This is a genomic window from Pseudoalteromonas sp. MB41 (assembly GCF_020966275.1).
Taxonomy (GTDB): Bacteria; Pseudomonadota; Gammaproteobacteria; order Enterobacterales; family Alteromonadaceae; genus Pseudoalteromonas; species Pseudoalteromonas lipolytica.
In genome coordinates this window covers 303,108-324,494 of the sequence record NZ_JAJJZF010000001.1, presented here as the reverse complement: position 1 = coordinate 324,494, position 21,387 = coordinate 303,108, and the positions used below count along the sequence as shown (strand labels likewise).

The window sequence follows — 21,387 nt, the reverse complement described above, 5'->3', positions numbered from 1 at the left end:
TGTTCCACGGATATTGATAATTATAACGTACTGTTTTTAATTGATTAATTTCTTTGTGGTGTAAACGTATACATCTTTATATTATTTAAAATAATTATGAAAAACGCCTCAATTGATAACGCCAAAGCTGATTTATGTCGCACTGTGACCGCTTGTTAAGTGAGCTTTTTTGGTTGAAATTATTGAATTTAGAAAATGTCTTTACATATTATTTTCTCTATTAGCAGCTAAACCCTTTAAATATACATTATCGGTAAGTCATGAGTCCGCTTCTAATCTAGCGAGAATCTAGCAAATTTGAAGATTAAAATTTTTGTTCGGCCTGCTTATTTTTAAAAGGCAATTATTTGTTTAACTTAAGTCTAAGAACCTAAATTGTTAGGATGTTTCTAAGGTATTCTACATTTCCTCTATACATAGCTTTACGGATAACATAGTGTAGCAATATTAAAGTAGGAATTTATTAGCTGATTTAAAGTGCTTCAGCAAAAGCCATTGAGCTTGGTTGAAGCTTATTTAGATAGTGAATAAAACTCTCAATCTAACTTAAAAAGTATTGATTGTTCTTGTGAGTACAGTTGGGTTAGCGAATAACCTGCAATGTAACGACCACATGAAGAACTGGCTTCCATTTTTCAACCCTTTATAAATAAAAAATAAGAAATATGAGCTACGCAGGGATAGGGAAACGCGCGATTTACTCGCTAATTATATGCTAAGCGAAGGGAGATATGATGAAGTTAAGCAACGGAAACTTTGTTGACGCAAAGGGTAAAACGACATTTGTTAGTATCAAAGCATTTGCATCAGAAGTTTGCAACTCAGATGTATGTTTTATATGTACTAAAGTATTGAAGTCAGGCAACTACAACAAGGAACATGTAATACCAAATTGGATTCTTAAAAAATTTAACCTGCACAATGAAAACGTCAATTTGCCAAATGATACAAAACTGAAATATGGTCAGTATGTTGTTCCTTGCTGTATAGAATGCAATAGTTTATTGAGTGAAGAGCTAGAGGTTCCATTGAGTAAAGCTTTCTCTGGTGGCTTTGAAGGCGTTATGGAATATCTTAAACAAGATGGCAATTTAAAATTGTATCTATGGCTAGCTGTAATTTTTGTTAAAACACATATCAAAGACCAATCATTACGGATGTATTTAAACAAGAGTTTTGAACATAAATCGATTGCAGAAGGTGTTGGGTACGAGTGGGAAATTTTTCATCATATATATTGTTTGAGCCGTGTGCCATACACAAAATCTAACTTGGACTCACATTGTATTGGTTCTTTGTTTATTATAGAAATAGATAACGTTGATAATGAGAAAGACTTTGATTATGTGGATGTATCCTTTGCAAATACGTCAGGAATAATCGTCAATAACGTAGGCGCTATCGCTGTCTTTGGTGATGCAGGTGCCGTTGAAAATGAACTGCGATATTCGATCTTACCAATGTTAGGTCAAACTGTCACAAGTATGCAATTTCGTGAACTGGTGGCAAACTTTGCTTGTTGCAATTTACACTTAAAGAATCCACCCAATCACTCTACAATTTCTGATAAGTCAGGAATCGAACCTCCAAAAATGATATGTAAATTCAATGGTTCAAAACCTGTCTTTGAGCCATTTAAGCAAGATCTCTTTGGTAAAATAATGGATATGTTACTAGGTGATCTACTAGATGGGAAAGTCGCCATTGACAATTTTAGGGAAAGGCTAAAAAAAGGAGAAGTCTCAATACTTTTTGACAGTTCAGGTCAGTTGATTTCGCCTAAAAAGTTGCTTAAAAGTGATAGGTAACGCGTGGTATTTTAATTTGCAATAGCTTATGTGATTAAGGCGTTGTACGGTAACTTTTGTATTGCGTTACTCACACTTTAGCAAGGTATTAAGTTTACATATCAGCTATCGAGGAGTATATGAATAAAACATTTATATATTTGCCAAAGAAAATTCTTGAAGAAGCAAATGATGCTTCTATCCGAGAGGGTAGAAATCAAAATTTAGAACCTAAATGGATAAAGGCGCTAGATGATAACTTTAATGCTATAGTGATGTTTGAACACTATCAAACTAGAGATGAAATAAGACTGGTGCTAATGCTTTCACCCGGAGGGCCTCCAGTCTTTTTAGATGTAAGTAGAATACGTTTCCAAAGCCTCCCTCGTGCTACTGTCGATGAGGACGGAAACTACACATATGAGTCAGAGGAAGAACTTCAAAAACGACGTCCTTATCCAAATGGAAGAGAATGGCAGGAATCTGTAGTAAAGAAACCAGTCAGAAAACAGGCCTCATTTAGAAAACAAGTTCTTGAAGCATACGGTAATAAATGTGCATTGTGTTCAATCGAGGAGGCATCTTTATTGCGTGCTGCGCACATTATGGATGTAGTAAATGGGGGCCCTGACTGTGTGAGTAACGGTATTTGTTTGTGTGTAAATCATGAAATTGCATTTGATAGAGGTTTAATTGTAATAGAGCCTGATTATTCAGTTATTCATAGTAGTATAAGTGAAACAGCTTTGTTTTTTCGCGCACCTTCGGACCTAGAGAACCAGCCAAACGCTGAATATTTGAAATTAAAATTGAGTAAGCTTAAGTAAACTCCAATTTTTTCTGGGCTACTTCCCGCGACTGGTAAGTCATAAACTAAGCAAACAATTTAAGAGTGATTCAAACGCTTGGCATTATTGCTTTGGGTCTGTTTTTGTATTTATAGCGTTCAATTTGAGAACAGTGGTCATATGGCTCTCACCTTAATGAGGTGTTGATAACCCATGTAAATGCTGGTGTATTGATTTATATCTCTTTTAAATATGGTTCTGGTAGCAGAGAAGTGAAAGGAAAAATTTACAGATATAAATGAATCCAATCTTGTGTGTTTTAGCTAAAAAATCGTGGTTCAAAAGATATTTTATGGATGGCAGAAATTAATAGACCTGGACGAAATGGCAAGAGCTAAATGCGATTGCTCAAAACCCATCAAATTATATCGTGAAATATAAGGATTTAATTAAGTGACTAATTTTCTGAACCAATTTTTATTAGTTATTCAAAATAGCAGCGTCGATAATACCTATAAAATGGCTTGGGCCAGAGCAATTGTTGAGTTGTCAATTAATAGAACCGAACCTCGGATCTATTTAGAAGAAATAGCTAAGGTGATGCTTCGGAATTACTGGAATCAAACAATTTTCTTTGATTTAGTACAAGGGAGTAACCCTTCAAAACCTCCCGAGTTTATTAAAGAAGTAAAATACTTAATTAACTCTTTTTATGTGATTCAAGGAACGCAAATTCCCAAACGATTTGAGCTAGTAGAGCATTTATTAGACATCAACTATAAAAAATTGGTGAGCATTTTGAAAAGGGATGTTAGTTGGCGTTTTTTAAATTTAGGCAATGAAAAGGCTGAACTCTATTTTTATGAACAAGGAGCTGACTTTATCTTATTAGAAAATATACAGGTCCTTGCTCAAAACTCTTCACTCTTGTTTGATTCTATTAACTTTCGTTGGACTCAGATCTTAGAGCAGTTTAATACATCTCCTCGAGTTGCTAAAAAAGTGAAATCAATGGATTTAGGAGAGTCAATTAGGCGAAAATCTTTGCGGCCTTTTTGGCCTTACCTTGATGTTACAAATAGTAAAAGAATATGCTTTATTTGTCGCAACCCAATTCATGAAGACCAATTAAGTATCGATCATGTGATCCCTTGGTCATTTATGTATAGCGATGATCTATGGAATTTAGTTTATGCTCACAAAGGCTGTAACTCTCAAAAACTAAATGTTATCCCCTCCCAACTTGATATTGAACGATTGAATTCAAGAAACGAGAAGCTATTAAAACAGTTGAAACAAACGGAACTAGCTAACAAAAAACACACTCATGAACTTGAATTAGCAATTAATCAAAATTACGTTGAAAAGTTTTGGATAAGTGCCAAGTAATTAAGCAATTAGCAAGCTATTAATTTATTACAAGACTTAAGGAAGTACTGTGTTTGAAATTGGCAAAGAATATAAAAGAAAAGAAGAAATTCATGGTGTATATGGTGGCCAGGCTCAAGGTGGAATATCTACACCGAAAAATCACCCAGTGGTTTTTATTTTCACCTCTGACTCGGGCGAACAGCATGGCTATCGAGATGAGTATCACGACGATGGTTTATTCTGGTATACAGGCGAAGGGCAAATCGGTGACATGAAAATGGTGTCTGGTAATAAAGCCATTTTTGAGCATGCAATAAGTGGTAAAGCCATTCACGTATTTGAATATATTCGAAAAGCATACGTGCGTTACATAGGTTCAGCAGAGTGTTTGGGCTATCATGAGGAAGATCGTCCTGACCGAGAAGGAAACAATAGAACAGCCTTCGTCTTTCACCTAGATATAGATTCATCTGGCAATGAAAATACCGCCGCAGAACCGAAAGCTATCTTTTCTCCAGAGAGTCCGAAGCAGCTTAAGAACAAAAGCATTAAAGATTTACGTAAAGCTGCCTTAAGCCAAAGCTATAGAACAAGTACACCCAAAGAAAAACAAGAAATTGCTTTTTATCGCTCACTAGCACTAAAGCTTTACGTTATCGCTAGATCAAAGGGAATATGCGAAGGGTGTGGAGCAAGCGCTCCCTTTCAGACTAAAAGCGGGCCATATCTTGAGTGCCATCATGTTCATAGGCTCGCAGACGGTGGGCCGGACCACCCTGAGAACGTAGTAGCTCTTTGCCCTAACTGCCATAGGCGTGCACATTTTTCCAATGACGCACAAGCCTATAATGAAACACTTAAAAAAGTAGCCCACGAGGCTGAGCAAAATTCTTTGTAATAAGTTAATTAACTTCGCGCATTTCAGGTGGCGGGGCAGCAAAGCTGCGCCGGTTATTAAGGTGATAGGTCATAAAAACTTCTATAGGAATACGCCTAATACTGCCAACTTCCTAAAACTTTTTTGTTTAATGGAGGGTTTTGAATATAACTCGTTTTTGTCCCAAAGTTTGTTGGCACCTGGTCGGTGGAGCAGTTAAGAGCAGACTTTATTGCCTAGAAATTTTCATCCAATTCACTCAAACTATGCAATTCTTTGAAATGCCTAAAAGCTGGACAGGCATACAGTCATATTGAAATCATGACGATTTTTATCCCAACTTCGTGCGCGTTTTCACGTTTCAACCTTGGAAAATATCATTAAAATCATTCAATTATAAACCCTATGGGTTAGATAATAGGTTTGGGAAACGCGCATGCGTGTTTTTCTTGATGGTATATTTAGCAAAATACTGATAAGTTCATTGTATACAAATAGTTAACTTTGCCCGTTTTCACTGGTCCAATGAGGTAAACGCGCATGCGCACTAATAAGCTGTTACGTGCTCAAAGTTCATCAGGAGATATGAATGACCGACTCAATACTTAAGGTTTATGAAGGGAATTACTTGGCCGGTTTTGGCATGCCTACAGTGATCATTACTGCTGATCAAGTTATTAAAGCAACACTGTATAGTGAATACTTTGTGTTCATCGAGGGGGAAAATAACCTCTTTTGGGGTGGTCAAATATCGGTTGATACAAATGGCGCTCCCGAGCATGTTATAAGCAGTGAGATAAGCACCGCTATTGACGAAGCTCTACTCCAAGCTAAAACAACTATTTCACTAAGACAAGCTGATCTCTATCGTGAAATGAAAATTGATTTATGGCAACGAGACAAAGTCGATCTTAATGAAAGAGATAAGGTTGTAATAGCTAGGCTGTGGAGGTCTGGAAAGTTTAATCAACAGTTAAAGTCAGTCAAAGAGAAATCTAAATGTGAGCCATTGCAGGCTTATATTTCACTCTTAGAGAGGACAAAATTTTACTCATACAGTGAGTTTGAGTAAGCCACGTAACAAGGCTAGCCAGAGGGATGACAAAACCGCCGCTTCGCTTCTGGTTTTGTCACCCCTGCTGGCGGCGTTATGTGTTAAAGCGAAACCTATGCGTACTCCAGATGGTAAAGTGAGTATTGATTTTTTTATGCGCTTTATCTTTAAAGTGAAACATTTAATTTTTGAACACAAAAATACTTTATAAATCTAGGTGCATTAAATGAGTCAGAATCTTGCAATTCTTATAGGCAATACAAAGTACGATGAGTTGGCGGCGCTAAATTGTTGTGCTAACGATGTAGAAAAAATGCGTGAATTGCTTTTGGCTACTAAAAAATTTAGTAGTATCAAGGTGTATATAGATAAACCAGTTAATTTAGTTAAAGATGAGCTCAGAGTGTTAGCGGAGTCTAGTGATGGAGTTGAAGAGATATTTTTGTACTTCTCTGGCCATGGCCTCTCAAATTCTGATGACTTTTTCATGTGCTTTTCAAGTTTTAAGGAGTCGTCGCCAAATACCACTGGCCTATCGAGAAACGAAGCATTTGACTTGATTCGTCTGTTTAAATCTGAATTGTCAGTGGTTGTGATAGATGCATGCGAAGCTGGGCGCAGCATAATCAAAAACCAAGCGACTCCACTGTCATACACCTTGAAGAGCGGGATTTCCAATTTTGTACAGTTTTCATCTTGCACTGAAAACCAGTTTTCGCTTGCAGGCGACCACATCAGTCTTTTTACTGACGAATTTATCAAGGCTTGCCTGAATAAAGAGAAAGGTCCAGTCTATTATTCTGATGTTGAGAGCGCCCTACGAGATGCTTTCATAAACCACCCCAGCCAAACACCGCACTTCATACGTCAGAGCACTTCTCAAGAAAAATTTTGTTCCGATGCGCTGCACTTAAACGACTTTAGAAACTCCTATTTTGTCGTTTCTGATGGCGATCAACAAGTGGCTTCACCTCCTGCAACAGAATTTGCTCTAGCAAAAGAGGCTATTGAAAGTATTGAAGCATTAATTCCACAGATGGCAAAAGCGCAGGAATTTATAGATAGTGTGTTCGAACATACTTTAAGCGCGTCAGAGAAAATGTCAGAAATATCTGAATTTTTTGAGGTTCGGACTGTGAAATACGACGACTTTGAACTTGTTCAGAATAAGCGCTCAGTGATTGATCTATTGTCACGTCGAAGCGGATCGGATTCGCTCGTTGAAAGTGATATAGAGAGAATTAAGCGGCGGAATCCATTCGGAATTAGTAGTGCAGTTCTTTCAGCCTTCGTTACAGAAGATGAATATGATACGAAGTATAATATATGGAATCATAGCAAACTAAAATCTGTTCATGTCGGAATTTATTTTGAACCGAAGTCTATGGCTCTTAATCGCATTTTTTCTGAAATAGTGTTCCTTCCTCGTTTGACAGAATGCTTGATTCTAACGTGTAACTCTTATGAGAAAAGAGCCAATTGGGATTCATTTAACGAATTCGAAGGAACAAAAAAGTGGAAATGGTCTCACCACTCTTGGTTTGATGAGCCTGCCGACATTTCGGAAGCTTATGTGTCAGATCCATATGACTTCGCAAAAAAATATTTAATTTCATTTTCTGGAAGTAAAAATTAACTTGAATAAAATAGCTGACTGCAATCGATAGACTTATTCAATTAAAGCAGAATGTCATTGATACTGCTGATTTCCCAAATAGATGTTTATTAATAGTTGAGCTAAATAAACACATAACAAGCCACTGAAATCTGACGCCACAAAGTGGCGCAGTTTAGTGGGGCGTTAGCCATAGAAATATTAATCTTAAACTCACATAGTAGAGCAAAAGTCCTAACTCAAAAATGTCCAAATATGAGTTAGGCTAATGTCCGCTTTGTCGAATAAGCAGTCAGAAATAGAAATGGATTTAACTTCCGTTCATCGCTCGTAGCTGCCTGTCAGATAAAATGTAAACTAATTCGTCAAAACTGTAAGATCAGATATGAGCAACTACAACTAGTTCACATATTTTAAGTTATTTTGTAGAGATTACCGCTGTCATCAAGCGAATAACCACTGTAGTTTCCTCGCACTATTTGCATAGCAACATCAACAGCTCGATCTAACGAAATATCAAACCATTCCCTAGCTGTAATAGTCCTTCCAGTTTTTTTACTGGATAAAACAATTTCTTTTCTAAAGTCATTTAAAGCTGTATGGATTAGTGTTTCAAGGCCAACAACATTCATGTTGTAACATGGAATAATTTTTAAAATTCGTACAGGTGCAAATAAGTAAGTTGATTCAGTTTCTGCATTTCTAGTACGTAATGGAGTAGTATTTTCAGTTACGCCAATCTTAATTAAGTTGTCGTATCTTATAACTTCCGGATTAGTAGAATGTGAAGCGAGGAAATATATTTCCCCTGTTTTTTTACCATATCTTTCCTCAAGAGGCTTGCTTAAATTACCTAATAAGCTATCTACTCTTCTGGAAATACGCCTTGTACCATTAGATCGATACATCCCTTGGCTGAAGGATTGCTTTAATATATTGGCGTGAGAGCCATTATCAAAGATAACTCGTAAGCGAGGGTTGGGCTTTCCTTGAGCATCTAACTCCATTTTTAATTCTTCAGCAACAAAGCAAGTAATACCGTCCCAAATGAATGCATCACCTATATTAATTACGTTCCCTCGTCTAAACGGTTCGATTACTGATTCTCTAGAGTCGATCATTTTCTTAATCTGATTGAATACAGGTATATAGGTATGAAAATCAGGACAAGGAGTTCTTTTACCGTAGGTTTCTTGTGTATTTTTGACTTTAGCTTGCTTGAGTTTACTAGTATTAAACAGACTATCATGCTTCCCGCCTCCGAAGAGGCTCAAGATGCTATTGGCAAGTGTTTTATCGTTAGTTTTGTCGAGCTTGGATGAAGCTTTTTCCTCTTTGACTTCATCTTTTTCTTTCGAAACTTCATGATGCTCAACATGTTTTACAGACAATAGACCGTACAAATCTGCATCTTGAGTGTCAGTTCTATCGTTAATCTTTCGAAGCTTGGCTAATGCTCTAGCAAGTTTTTTCTCTTCAAATGGACCTTCATTAGAAGGTTCGCGCTTATTCGTTTCAAAGAATTCATTGATTTCTAAAAGAGATTGTACAGCAGGACTTCCAGATGTATTGTAGCTTCTCTTTTTAGGCTTCACATCTTTGAATAATCGGCTTTTTTCTTTGGCCCAAAATTCATCCATTGAGAGCTTTTTGGCTTCAATTTTATTTTTTCTAGTTTTACGTCCTTCGCTCATTATTGATCCTTAAATTAAAGCTCTTCCCTAAAGGACATTTGTTCCTGACCTTCTTCAACTTCTTTATTTGCTTGCTCCTGTGCCCAAACCATCAACTTTTGGAGTGCAATCGCTAGTCTATGCTCAATATCATCATGGCTCCCGGTTTGTGGGGCTCTTCCATGTTCATCTTTAAATTCAACAATTCTGTCAGCGAGAAGCATAGCTTCTTCAATATCCATATCCGATTGCATTGCTCTAACTTGATCTTGAATTATTCGAAGTAAGTCAGCATCGACTTCCCTAGAAATAACTTCATAAGCTTTTTGGAATGGATTGATACCAGCAATAAGGTTGATGTTTAGGTCATCAATAGCTACAAACTTGTTACCTAATAATAAGAATTTCTTATCTGGCTCCGCTTCAGCACCTGTCTCTGGCCCTGTATATGGTTCGTTATCATCTTCTGGCACAAATGGTTTCGCATCATCAGGTAATTCTTTTCCTGTTACTACTTTGCCACCAACAGCAGGAACTGTCATAGCTGTCAGAAATATTTCCGACAGTCTTACGATCTCATCATCTTCTATTTCAGGATATTTATCTCTTAGCAACTTAGGGATGTGATGGTTTAGCCAAACTTCAGGCTCATACTCTCCCGTAAGAGCAGAATGTAGCTTCTTAGTATCATTGGTAAGTTCGGCAATAATTGTATCTCTGTTTTCTAACGCTTTTTTTGCATGATCACTGGGTGGCTTATCCCAAGTGTTTATTTCAATAACATAATCACCTTCGTCATCAACTATTTCCCCACGAATATTGAAGTTAACTTTTGGGGCTAATACTTGTTCCATTAATAAAGATACACTGATTGCTTTGAGCATGTTATTCACTGCCCATGCAGCCTCTTCGGATGAAGCATCAGGCTCCGCAATCAAATTAGTGAACTGCGCATGTTCTTTGCCTTCACAGTCTCTAGTTGCTCTTCCGATTATTTGTATCTTTTGCGTTAAGCTTGAGCGGAAACCTATTGTTAAAGCATGTTCACAGTAAATCCAGTCAAAACCTTCTTGAGCCATATTCAGAGCTATAATTATATCAAGGTCATCAGGGCTACTAATGTTGTCTAAATAAGACTGAATTTTAGGGCGATCCTGACCGTCATCAACTAAATCTGCAACTTTTAGAGTTTTATGAGTGCCATCGGGTAAGATTGTTGGAACGTGGTAAATACCATTTGCATCCCTAGATAATTCGCCATCAGCACCACCTCTAATAACATCAAGAATCGCATCAGTTTCCCCATATTTGTCACCTGTTGATTCTCTGGAGTTTACGTTAGGTATGTGGATTATCGTTTTCTTGGAAACATCCAGTACTTCACCTAATCCAGACAAATAGCCGTCACGATAAAAATGGTAACCAATGCCTAATGATTTTAAATGTTTGTAAGACTGTATTTGCTCGTAATAAGAGTATGAAACGTGCTTAAACTTAGCTTCATCTTCTGTGCTCAATATTTTTAAGGTATCACCTCTAAAATATGACCCCGTCATTGCTGTAATATGAGCATTGGTATTTCTCATAACCACATCTAGACAGTTACCTAATTGGTTATCGCCTGATTCCGAAACGTGATGAAACTCGTCAATAGCAATTAGTGTATTGTTTAGTAAATCGACATCTAAGTCTTTAAGAGTTAGCCGAAACGTTGCATGAGTACATAACAGAACTTTAGCTGAACAGTTAGTAAGAAACTCTCGAAAAACTGAGGCTTTACCGTGGCTACCACTTTGACAAAGATTATATTTCTCATCCATTTCCCAGTTTGCAAAGAAACCATGACTCATTAAATCTGTTGTCTTAAATGAACTACCAATAGACATTTCTGGCACGGCAACAATCACTTTTTTAATACCTTGATTTATTAACTTATCAAGACCAACGAACATTAGTGCTCTTGATTTTCCTGATGCTGGAGGTGCTTTAACCAATAGGTATTGTTCGTTACGCTTTTCAAAAACACGAGCCTGCATAGGTCTCATACCGAGCTTACTGTCATCATCGATTGATTGATTGTCAAACTTTACGTTTACTAAATTAGGCATTATTTCCCTCCTTAGAAATTAATTCTTCATATCTTTTAAATAAAAACTCCACTCTTTCTGCTTCGTTTTCAAATGGTTTATTTCGATATAACCTTTCAACGGCAATATCTAATTCTTTATGAGCTTCTCGTAAGTCCTCAGGCATTTTATCTGGGTCATACATTTGGGATAGAGTTTTTTCAACATGATCAGCTCTTACTAATAACACTTCTTCAGCCAATTTCTCGATATTTTCTTTTTGTTTTTCATTAACACCAGGCCAAGGAAAGGTGTTATAAACTAAAGAAGCTGAATAGCGATAATCGCTTTTTAATCGACCTGCAACAGTTCTCATCCAATCATTGTGCATTTCTGACGCTAAAATCCCGAAGTCAAACAAATTTGAATTTGTGACCATCAAAACTTGATTAGTTGTGATCGTGTCATGAGGCAAAACATCAATTGGAACATACTTTCTTCGAGAAGATGTTACTCTGGGAACCACTAAATAATTTCCGTTTTTAGGTTGTCTTATTTCTGGAAAAAGGTGCGGTGTAAGAGAAGCTTTCTCTCTGGTTTCTTTCTTACTACTCTCAAGCCTTTCTTGCTTACAACGTTGTAAAATATTTTCTAAATAAGGGTGGCGTTCATTAACATCATAATCGACTAACCAAAAGCAATACCTCTCTTTATTGTTTAGAAACTCGTCTCCGCCTATGACTCTTTTTATATATTTTTTTAGTTCTGGATATTCGTTTTCTACAGTCAATTTCTTCTCTGGAGTTAGAAAGAGCTCCCCTGACTTGGTGTAGTTATTACCATCTTGCATTAATTTTGCTTCAGGTGATAAAGCTTTACTGCTTGAGGCTATTATAATATTTGCAGCATCAATAATATAGGGTGAAATATTTTTAGCCTTTCGTTTTATTACATTGTTGTCAGAACCAATTTCAAAAATATATTTTTCTTTTGCTGTAGATGCTAAACCAACAATTACGACATGAACTGCGGCTTTTCCTTTTGCACTGTTTGACCAACTGAAACTTCTGTAACCGAAAGCTATCTCAACATTTTGTTCGAGAACTTTTTCCCAAAGTAAACTAACCTGATCTCCCTGTATAATGCTATTAGTGGCAACAAACGCTAATTTCACATCAGTACCTTGTATATATTTAGCTCCTTTATAGAACCATGCACCCACGTAATCTATTTGTTTCCAATTGCCAGCCTGCGAGAACAATAATTCCATGTCTTTTGATTGCTCTTCACTTTTATTTCTTTCTTTAAATGAAATGAAGGGCGGATTCCCACAGACATATACTTCAAGCGGACCTGACGAGTCGAATTTAGGGCAGATTTTATCCCAATTAGCCCTAAGACTATTATCTCTATAAATATTTCCTGATGCCTTTAATGGTAGGTCTGGTTCTGAAACACCAAACTCAGCTTCGAACATTTTATTCATTTGGTTTTCTGCTAGCCAAAGTGATAACAGTGCAATCTCATGAGCAAAATCATCTATTTCAATACCATAGAACTGGCTAAGGCGAATACTCGACATAAACATGACTGATTGTTCTGCGTGACAATCTAGTGCTTTAAAAACTTCCATTTCAAGTTTTCTAAGTTCTTTATAAGCTATTATTAGGAAATTTCCGCTTCCAGCAGCAGGATCAAAGACTCTGACCCGTTGTAGGCGTATCAATAACTTATGGAGTTTGTGAACACTATTTCTAGAACGCTCCAGTTCAAGTCGTAAATCGTCAAGGAAAAGCGGTTTGATTACATTTAGAATATTTGGAACAGAAGTATAATGTTGCCCCAATGAGCCTCTTTGCTCAGGATCAATTACAGCCTGAAACATTGAGCCGAATATATCAGGGTTTATTTTATCCCAACTTAAAGCACCGATCTCAATGATCATCCTGCGAGCTTTATCAGTAAACTCTGGAATCCATTCCGTATCTGCAAATAAGCCACCATTAACATATTTAAAGTCTGTGAAGTGTGCTGGGTAACTATCACGTTCAGACGAATTTTTAGGTATGTTAAGAACCCTAAATAACGTACCAAAAAAGGTTTTGAGATCTTTTCCTGATTTTTCAGTAGTGTTCTGAATAGCCTTGATCATCTGATTTTCATCAAAGATACCAGTATCTTCAGCATAAAAGCAGAATAGTAATCTCGTTAGAAAAACATTAAAGGCGTGAGTCTTCTCTTCGGTATCAATCTGATTGTGCCGCCTAATAACATCACACAATTGCCCCATCTTGTATGATGCTTTTACATCTGCGGGATGTTCAGAAGTAACTTCAAATTTCTCAATCCCTGCCAATGGAAGGAAGAAAGCGTAGCTTTTCGGAAGATCTATAAATTCAATATCTAATGTATCTTTTGCTTTCGTGTCATAAGCCACGACATCTTCAAAGTCAGTAACAATAATAAAACGTATTTTATTCTTTAATATATGGCTTGATTTTTTAGATGATTCACAAAGGGCATGAAGGTTTTGTATTGGCTCACAAGTTTGAAAATGTATTTTATTTTTTAAGACCACACTTTCGTCTAAAAGACTACCAGCGGAGCCATAGCTATTCTTTAGCTTTGTTATAGTCGCCTTAGGGGAGCCAAACGCAAGTAGAAAATCATAAACAAACTCATCTTTGTTCAAGCCACTAACGATATTTTCTAATTTTTTAAATAACTTTGATTGATCAAACGCCACAATTCCCTCTTAAAGCTTTTCGCTTTTACTTTTTTCTAATTCAACATTCAAGAGCAACTCTTGCCTACATATTTGTACACATTTTCAGGTTAAAAATCTATTAAAAAGCAATTGGTTGTTATGTTGAATCACTACCATTTAATGTGATTTTGAATGAGAGCTTTTAACGTATATTCCAAATATGTATTGAATCATATCAAATTTAACAGTTCGCTAATAGCGAATTATTTTGACAGCATGGGTTATTGTATGTACAGTTATTGTGCTGATAGTTATAGAGAACCTCGCCAACCAATTGAATACCTCCGGGTGTTCGTGGAACGCTTAAACTTTCTGTCTTTTTCCCTGCGCAACTCCTGTTACTCTTGGTTGGTATCGTAAGAAATAATAGGATAGACACCGTGGGCGAAACACGGTGTGAAAATTAGGGGGTCACTGTTGGACACTCTCATTTTTCTAAATTGGGCGAAACTATTCCACAATTTGGTTGGATGGGAATTTAGAAATAAGGAGCTTTTATGCTTGAAGAAAATACTATCGTGTTCAACGACACTGCCGAAGAAAAAGCCTAACAAGGCTAAGTCTTTAATTTGGATACTTTCTAAAGGCGTAGTGTTCGTATTTAATCTTTTATTTAAGATATTACGATTCTTGGAAGATGACGACAGCTAGTGTTCCTTTTTTCTTTGAGGCCAATATGATAAATGTAGCATTGAAAGTAATTCGTCAGTTTCATGGTATGAAGCAAAATGAGCTAGCTGAGAACTTAGATATATCTAAGTCTTACTTATCTGAAATTGAAACTGGTAAAAAGCCAGCCAGTTTAGAGCTTTTAAATAAATACTCAGAAGTGTTTGATATACCTGTATCTTCTTTATTTTTCTTTTCAGAAAATTTAGGTAAAAAGGGAGTGACCTCTAGCAAGCTAAAAAACGCTGTCGCTGCTAAAGTCATAAATGTAATGGAATGGTTTGCTGAAAAGAATGACTCGAAAACTAAAGCCTGATATTGACCATCGACGTAGAAAATATACTTTAATTGAATCTCCTTTATACAAGCTGACAACTAAACGTAAATTAGCTGAATTGTAACGAGTAAAAACAAGTGAGCTAAAAAACCTAACTCAATATCAGGGAAATTATAGTGTTTTCCAACTAATAGGAAAATCTGGTAAACCAAGGGCCATTCAACACCCAAAAGATTCACTAAAATAGTTCATTGCAGGATCGCTTCCTTATTAGGATGAGTAGAACTTCCTGATTATTTCCACTCAGGTAGAAAAGAACATCCGCACATTTCAAATGCTAAAAAGCATTTGGGCCAACACAACGTTCTAGCAACTGACATTAAATCCTTTTTCCCTTCTACAACTCGGAAAATGGTGTTTGATTTATATTTTAATCTATTGAGATGCTCAGCAGATGTTGCGGACTTACTAGCATCTATTTCTACTTATAATTGTCATATTCCTACTGGCAGTCAGATTAGTATGCCGTTGGCGTTTTGGTCCAATACGTATGTTCGAACGATTATTTTCATTAGCTAAAAAGCATGATTCAGAAATGACTGTGTATGTCGATGATTTAACTTTTTCAGGTCATGCTGCACACAAACATTTTGCCTCAGTTGTTAAAAAAGTTATTCATACTAATGGTCACATTGCTCTTCCTGATAAAGCATGACTATATGCCAAAGGTGAAGTGAAAGTTATTACTGGCGTTGCAATTAAAGATAATAAAACTCGAATTACACATGACCCACATACTAAGATTTATGAAACTTTGGAGGTTTGGAAAGGTTGTCGAGATGAACCAATTATAGCAGAATTTATTAAGCCTAAGTTGTTAGGCTGGTTGAATACCCACCTTCAAATCGATACAAGAATCAGAGATAAGGTAAAGTCAATTACAAGCTATAAACCTAAATTCTCCACATGGGTATTTATAGCTTATTTTTATTTGCAATCTCCTCTAAGCTTTGTGAAATTTTTCTCTACTCTTCAAGTGTTTGTTGACTGTCTGTTGCTTCATTGTTTTTTTCTTTTTGCTCTGTATGCAATGCGTCATACCATGAAGTTACGCGTAGTAACGTAAAGGTTGCAACTAATGCGGAAAGCAAAGCATATATGAATACTAGATATGAAAAACCATAACCAATTATACAAGCTAGATGATAATACTTACGTAAAAAAATGTAGATAGGATTATCTGGATTAATTGGAAATGAATAAGCTTTTGCGATAAGAGCAAGTACTATAGATAATAATCGCAAGACAATAAAATGAAACTGAATAAGTCTTAACTTGAACTATCAAACTCGAACAATAGAACTCAATCAAATCTGACAGTTGCATATGTGCCGACAACATACTTTTGTTTCTTATTCTCTGATGGTGGCTTTGAGTCTGAAGAAGACATTGGAACTAAACTCATAATTGTCCCAAAATTAGTTAACATAAATACTAAAAGATCTATTTTCAGAGATAGCTAAACAATGAAGCTGGCTTAAAAAAGTTCATTGATTTCCAAAATTGAGCGACGAGTGCATTTTCTTTTTTCTAAAACATATTAGTTGGCAATGCATTACGTTATTTGTTAAAAGTATATTTATTAATGCATGCGCTATATCGGCAGAAAGACACGCGACGCGCACACTATAAGATTGTTAGCCATATTGGATCATCATGTATATTTATCATGTTTCTATAGATAAGCGTCTTCATAAAATAAGAGGCAACAAGTTTCGTGCTCTGGAGTATCATCCTGTATATGAACAGAAAATGCATAAAGAATTACATAAACTTTATGATGTTTTAAAAGAACAAAAATCTTCAGATTCCATTTTTAGGTTCTGTTTTTACGATACGCATAGAAAAGCGATTTATTCCTTAAACAATGATTTCAAACGGAAGCCTTCTCATATACTTCGATTTAAAAAAAGTGATATTGATAATAAAGGTTTTAACTGGCAGTGGGATGAAGGGTTTAATGTGGGTGAAGCTCACCTATATTGGGTTAAAGAAAAACCTAATAGCAACGGGTATAGTGAGCTTGGTATCGATTTTTCATTAATTGATATAGAGATTAATGGGCAATGGCTTCCACTAACTAATTATATCGACAGTATTAGAAAAACAATTCCCAATAGAGAGACAATTCAAACATTAAGTAAAAAAGAGTCAAAAGTAAGTAGCTTATCTAAAATGGTTAACAAGTTGTTTAAGCGGGATAAATAGCAGTTGGTTTTTCCGCTTCGCTTCACATTTTAGCCAACTACAATTTACCCCTTAACAGGGTGTTATTCGAATAGTAAATAAGGATGAGCTGCAAGATGGTTTCAAAGTATCAAATAAAATCAAATCTGTCAGAGGCTCAGGTAGAGTCAGATGTTGCAGGCTTTTTTGGGTGGATATCTAAAAATGCTCCATTCAGATTATATGATGTTAATGAACAACTAACAGGTGCAGACAAAAAATTCTATGATCGTGGCTTTGCATTTTTAATGCAGTTTAAAAAATCGGAAGGTTTGTATTCTGCTTCGCTAGTACCGGTATCAACTAGGAAGAATCGCAGTAAATTAGAAGGTATACGTGAGTTTCGGCAGCATCATGGTTTGCCCGATGATCCAACACTGTATTTTCCTTTGAGAAAAAAGGCTATTAAAGCTAATGACTTGCAACACAATGTGTTGTTAAAGTATGCCAATCAGCGATGTTCTCAAGCGTTTTATGTAGCGCCATTAGCCTTGGATAAGCAAAGTTATTATGATTCTCTGTTTGACAGCGTAACGAGATATCATTACTTTCCTTTTCGCAACAAACACTATCGACTTCACCGAAACGACTGGGTGTCTACAATTGGGTTTGTTCCATTTTTAAAAGAGCATATATCAATTATTCCTCATGAAAGAGTAACTACACATGAGCATTATTATTCCTTTTCTGGAACAGGAAGTGATATTGGTTGGCACTCTCCTGAAATAATTTCAAAATCACCAATTCGTTTAGCTGATCTATTAAGCTCGGAAATTCAGTCTTGCATCTCTGATAACAAATTCTTAGACCTAAATCACTTACCTAAAGTGTTAGAAATTGAACCTTATGAGTCAAATATGGACACGGATGGGCCGCTTGCTGCTTTAAGAGCTTGGGGAGAAGATATGTACAATTCTAATGGGATCAAAGTGTTTATTCTATTATCAAATAGTAGCTTTCTTGAAGAGTATCGCATGGAATTAGCATAACAAATCGTTCAAAAAGACAAATAACAATTGGCTTTTTCTCCTTCGTCGCTAATTTTAGCCAATTATTTTATAGCCTCTTAACGCGGAGTTATGTCTCTCAGGTGAAGTATTGAAGTACGGTGATTGGGTATTACTTGCAATGGTATTTATTGGATTAGGTACCCTGAAGCTTGCGCAGGATGAAGTATCCCAGATTGACCTAATTCAAAAGAACGGCAAGATTGAATCAGTAAGTTGTAACTCAGGCAATAAAGACGGATCACTGATGGTTGTATTGCAAAGCGATGGCATTAGTTCTTCCTATAAAGTATTAGATAAGTTTCACTGAGAACCGATTGTGATGACCAAAAACAAACTTTAATCGGTCGTTCGGTCATAGTTTCCATTCTGCCAAATAATAATGATTTTGCGATGGCTTATGAGTTTATCCTTGATGGAAATAAGATTTATTCATTGGAGGATATACCTCTTCTGACAAAGAAACAGCTTATCCGCTATTTTTAGTTGCCTTTGTGATGTTAGGCTCATTTTTTTCAATCGGCAAAAAGACACATAACAAACGCATTAATAATGGACGCCTAACGCTTGGCTGGCGCTCATTCTTCGCTAATTGTAGCCAAGCTAATCCGCCCATTATGCGGGCGTTTTCGAATAAATACATTAACTCATTTTTGTCCAAATATAAGTTAGGCGGAAAGCACTCTACTATGTCTTTTTCGCTTGCTTAAAGCTAATTGAAGATAGTTCTCGGTACTATACTAAGTTGAAATGAGTGCAAGCGTGGGCTTTAAAGTACAGTCAGATTTGATTAGATCATGAAATCAAACCTGACTGGTGAAGTTAAATTTATAGAGTTAGCTAACCATCATACTAAGAGGCAAACTCGGTTGAAATCTTTTTGCTGGTCTCATAGTTTTTTGTATTATCTCTTTTTCTGTCAACGTCTGTTTTGCAAATAATAGGGTAGGGCCATACTGTTTGCTTAGATTTTCTAGACCCCTATCCCTAACTGCATTACATCGCGTTTTTATCTCTCTTGCTATAGATCTTGCCTCAACGCCTTTAAGCATACATCGATAAACTTTTGGGTATGCATTTAAAAAATAACTATCAGGACATGTGAGAACATCACCAGGGATAATTATATTCTTGTTACCTCTTAGTCTAAGTTCATGCCTTGTCCATGATTGATACTCTCGTGAATCTTTTGGCAGCTGTAATTGTTTACCCTTCTCGTATATGACCATCTGTTTGCTGGCATTTTTTGAGCCAATATAGATAGTTCGTCCTGTTGATGAGCTAATGTTTTCTCTGGTTGGCTTTGGCCCAGAGGAAGGCGAAAAGCCACCAGAAGAATACTTTTTTTGTATAAAGCGGATATTGTAACGGCTTGAGAAGTCATCTAAAGCTATATCAACTCGTTTAATTTCAAAGCGGTTTCTTTCCATCAATTCTAAAAGCGGAAAGAAATAGCATTGACTAATATTAATCAATTCACACGCATAGCCTGTGAGTTCAACAATTATGAATTGCTTATCAGCATTCCATTTTATAGCCCCGCAATAGTGTACTTTTACATCAGTACTTTCTAGTAGGATGCCGTCATCAAAGTACTTTTTATTAAATTTATCTTTAGACACCTTAATTCTGAGGGTAGTTAACCATTGTTTGATTAAATAGATAGTTGACTCGAATTGTGCATCACTAGTTGTAAATAGTTTTAGAGTTAAATAATCAATTCGAGTTTTGAAATTATTATCTTCTAGAAAAGGACTATCTGTACTCTTTAACGGCATTAACTTCTCGTTGTGTAACTTACTGTTTTTTAATTCATTACTACTATGTGTTGTCTCACGTAATGGCTTAGTTATGATCTTAGGCTGCATTAATACGTTCCTCCATCCAGTTTTGAATGTCAGAAAGTCTCCATGCAACGGTTCGTGTATTCAGCTTTATACGTTTTGGAAATTTGTCTTCTTGCTCCATTTCATAACGAGTTGTTCTAGAGAGCCCAGTTAAGTGTTTACATTCTGCTTCACGCACAAAGCGATCAATTTGTGAATTGGTAGTATTCATCACGGATACCTTCCTATTATCATGGGCGATCGATATTGTTCGCCCTTGTCTGAGATGTATTTAACTGGAAATTTAAGAGTCTGAGAATCGTACCTAGCAGCTAGGCTCAGACTTTTTTATCTGCTGAGAATAATAGAAGTTTTTTACTGCTTGTGAGGTTTTGGGTTTCCATTCGTTATTTTTAATGAAGTGTGAGTAGTTAGAAATCCATTTTAAAATAGCTTCAGATTCTTCTGAAAATTCTGGTGTTACGCTTCTTAGATCGGCTCTTGATTTAATGAAATTGTTAACCTTATTTTTTATTATTTTCGCTATGTGGCTGCGGCTTAAAGTGCTTGTGCTGTAATTTGATACATATTCATTTAGTGCGAAATTAACAATACCTTGATACTTTTCAGCTTTAATCTGACCACCACTACGACCATTTTTACGAGCTTTGTCTTTTACTGCTTCTTCTTTTTGTACTTCTCCTTGAAGCTTTTCAATTTTAACTGTTAGTAAAGGTTTTATTTCTTGTTTTAATTGTCTAAATAAAATTTCATTCGCGATATCATGTAGTCCTAGGTTTGTGAGCATCTGAGGCAACATGTAGTAAAAATCAGAGTCCTCTAAGTCTTCGATTTTTTCTTTATTTGCTTCAGTCATTCTATTTGACTCTTCGACAAAGCGTTTTAATTCATCGCTATTAGGTAGAGTTGTTTTTGGAATTGATGGATTCTCAAAGTATTTATTTCTCATCCATTTTAGAAAATCTTTTTGTTCTTCTTCTAAAACTTTAAGAGCTTTCTTTTTAGAGCCGGAAATTTGAATCTGTTCTGAAATAAAATCGTTGGTTATTTCATGTGCATTAGTTGTTATTTCGTTTAGATGCATTTTGCCTCCACGTATTAATTTTAAAATTGAGGCATCCCTGCTATATTAGGTACTCATCGTACAATTTCGAACTTATCAGACAAAATACGATGCTGAAAGCATTAAAAAAGGGGAAAATTTCAAAATTTTTTCATCCCTGTTTTTGAGCAAAGTTGAACCCGGGGTTCAGAGATGGTTTGAGGCCCATGGTGTGGCCCATGGATTTTTTGTATTTCTAAA

19 protein-coding genes are annotated in these 21,387 nt (G+C 36.1%); 13 read left to right on the top strand and 6 right to left on the bottom strand.

Annotation, left to right across the window (positions count from 1 at the left end; genetic code table 11):
- Positions 1-731: 731 nt before the first annotated feature.
- From LPA49_RS01485 to LPA49_RS01455, 7 genes are all read left to right on the top strand, one after another.
- Entirely contained in the window at positions 732-1,808 is a 1,077-nt protein-coding gene (locus LPA49_RS01485) for an HNH endonuclease (RefSeq protein ID WP_230235284.1), read from the top strand.
- Positions 1,809-1,927: 119 nt separating this feature from the next.
- Positions 1,928-2,614 (top strand): HNH endonuclease, encoded by a 687-nt coding sequence (locus LPA49_RS01480; protein WP_230235283.1) that lies wholly within the window; start codon positions 1,928-1,930, stop codon positions 2,612-2,614.
- Positions 2,615-3,028: 414 nt separating this feature from the next.
- Positions 3,029-3,964: an HNH endonuclease gene (locus LPA49_RS22345; RefSeq protein WP_230235280.1), complete on the top strand. Its 936-nt coding sequence runs from the start codon at positions 3,029-3,031 to the stop codon at positions 3,962-3,964.
- 49 nt (positions 3,965-4,013) lie between these two features.
- Positions 4,014-4,844 carry an HNH endonuclease gene (locus tag LPA49_RS01470; protein ID WP_230235279.1) on the top strand — a complete coding sequence of 277 codons (831 nt, stop codon included), beginning with the start codon at positions 4,014-4,016 and terminating at the stop codon, positions 4,842-4,844.
- 568 nt (positions 4,845-5,412) lie between these two features.
- The gene (locus LPA49_RS01465; protein ID WP_230235277.1) at positions 5,413-5,895 is read left to right on the top strand and encodes a hypothetical protein; all 483 of its coding nucleotides are present in this window, start codon (positions 5,413-5,415) and stop codon (positions 5,893-5,895) included.
- Positions 5,888-6,088, top strand: coding sequence for a hypothetical protein (locus tag LPA49_RS01460; protein ID WP_230235275.1), 201 nt, complete (start codon positions 5,888-5,890; stop codon positions 6,086-6,088). The genes LPA49_RS01465 and LPA49_RS01460 overlap by 8 nt, the downstream gene beginning before the upstream one ends.
- Before the next feature lie 15 nt (positions 6,089-6,103).
- On the top strand, positions 6,104-7,513 hold the full coding sequence (locus LPA49_RS01455) for a caspase family protein (RefSeq protein ID WP_230235273.1): 1,410 nt from the start codon (positions 6,104-6,106) through the stop codon (positions 7,511-7,513).
- A 392-nt stretch (positions 7,514-7,905) separates the two neighbouring features.
- Here LPA49_RS01455 and LPA49_RS01450 read toward each other — a convergent pair whose 3' ends face one another.
- Genes LPA49_RS01450 through LPA49_RS01440 form a run of 3 tightly spaced genes read right to left on the bottom strand, consistent with a single transcriptional unit; the run spans position 7,906 to position 13,977 of the window.
- Positions 7,906-9,186 (bottom strand): GIY-YIG nuclease family protein, encoded by a 1,281-nt coding sequence (locus LPA49_RS01450; RefSeq protein WP_230235271.1) that lies wholly within the window; start codon positions 9,184-9,186, stop codon positions 7,906-7,908.
- A gap of 14 nt (positions 9,187-9,200) precedes the next feature.
- Positions 9,201-11,273, bottom strand: coding sequence for a DEAD/DEAH box helicase (locus LPA49_RS01445; protein ID WP_230235270.1), 2,073 nt, complete (start codon positions 11,271-11,273; stop codon positions 9,201-9,203).
- On the bottom strand, positions 11,266-13,977 hold the full coding sequence (locus LPA49_RS01440) for a DNA methyltransferase (RefSeq protein WP_230235268.1): 2,712 nt from the start codon (positions 13,975-13,977) through the stop codon (positions 11,266-11,268). Before LPA49_RS01440 ends, LPA49_RS01445 begins: the two co-directional genes overlap by 8 nt.
- A gap of 658 nt (positions 13,978-14,635) precedes the next feature.
- Here LPA49_RS01440 and LPA49_RS01435 point away from each other — a divergent pair.
- The 6 genes from LPA49_RS01435 to LPA49_RS01410 all read left to right on the top strand — a co-directional run bounded on the left by LPA49_RS01435 (position 14,636) and on the right by LPA49_RS01410 (position 18,547).
- Positions 14,636-14,983, top strand: a complete 348-nt coding sequence (locus tag LPA49_RS01435; RefSeq protein ID WP_230235267.1) for a helix-turn-helix domain-containing protein — start codon at positions 14,636-14,638, stop codon at positions 14,981-14,983.
- 511 nt (positions 14,984-15,494) lie between these two features.
- The gene (locus LPA49_RS01430) at positions 15,495-15,659 is read left to right on the top strand and encodes a hypothetical protein (RefSeq protein ID WP_230235266.1); all 165 of its coding nucleotides are present in this window, start codon (positions 15,495-15,497) and stop codon (positions 15,657-15,659) included.
- Positions 15,660-15,677: 18 nt separating this feature from the next.
- Positions 15,678-16,070 carry a hypothetical protein gene (locus LPA49_RS01425; RefSeq protein WP_230235264.1) on the top strand — a complete coding sequence of 131 codons (393 nt, stop codon included), beginning with the start codon at positions 15,678-15,680 and terminating at the stop codon, positions 16,068-16,070.
- A 590-nt stretch (positions 16,071-16,660) separates the two neighbouring features.
- On the top strand, positions 16,661-17,212 hold the full coding sequence (locus LPA49_RS01420; protein WP_230235263.1) for a hypothetical protein: 552 nt from the start codon (positions 16,661-16,663) through the stop codon (positions 17,210-17,212).
- Positions 17,213-17,307: 95 nt separating this feature from the next.
- Positions 17,308-18,219 (top strand): hypothetical protein, encoded by a 912-nt coding sequence (locus LPA49_RS01415; protein WP_230235262.1) that lies wholly within the window; start codon positions 17,308-17,310, stop codon positions 18,217-18,219.
- Between the two features lie 109 nt (positions 18,220-18,328).
- Positions 18,329-18,547 (top strand): hypothetical protein, encoded by a 219-nt coding sequence (locus LPA49_RS01410; RefSeq protein ID WP_230235261.1) that lies wholly within the window; start codon positions 18,329-18,331, stop codon positions 18,545-18,547.
- Positions 18,548-19,073: 526 nt separating this feature from the next.
- Here the strand turns inward: LPA49_RS01410 and LPA49_RS01405 are convergent.
- The 3 genes from LPA49_RS01405 to LPA49_RS01395 all read right to left on the bottom strand — a co-directional run bounded on the left by LPA49_RS01405 (position 19,074) and on the right by LPA49_RS01395 (position 21,168).
- The gene (locus LPA49_RS01405) at positions 19,074-20,105 is read right to left on the bottom strand and encodes a replication initiation factor domain-containing protein (protein WP_230235259.1); all 1,032 of its coding nucleotides are present in this window, start codon (positions 20,103-20,105) and stop codon (positions 19,074-19,076) included.
- Entirely contained in the window at positions 20,095-20,295 is a 201-nt protein-coding gene (locus LPA49_RS01400; RefSeq protein WP_175082105.1) for an AlpA family transcriptional regulator, read from the bottom strand. Before LPA49_RS01400 ends, LPA49_RS01405 begins: the two co-directional genes overlap by 11 nt.
- A gap of 93 nt (positions 20,296-20,388) precedes the next feature.
- A complete protein-coding gene (locus LPA49_RS01395) occupies positions 20,389-21,168 on the bottom strand; it encodes a hypothetical protein (RefSeq protein ID WP_230235258.1) in 780 nt (259 codons plus the stop codon).
- Between the last annotated feature and the right edge of the window lie 219 nt (positions 21,169-21,387).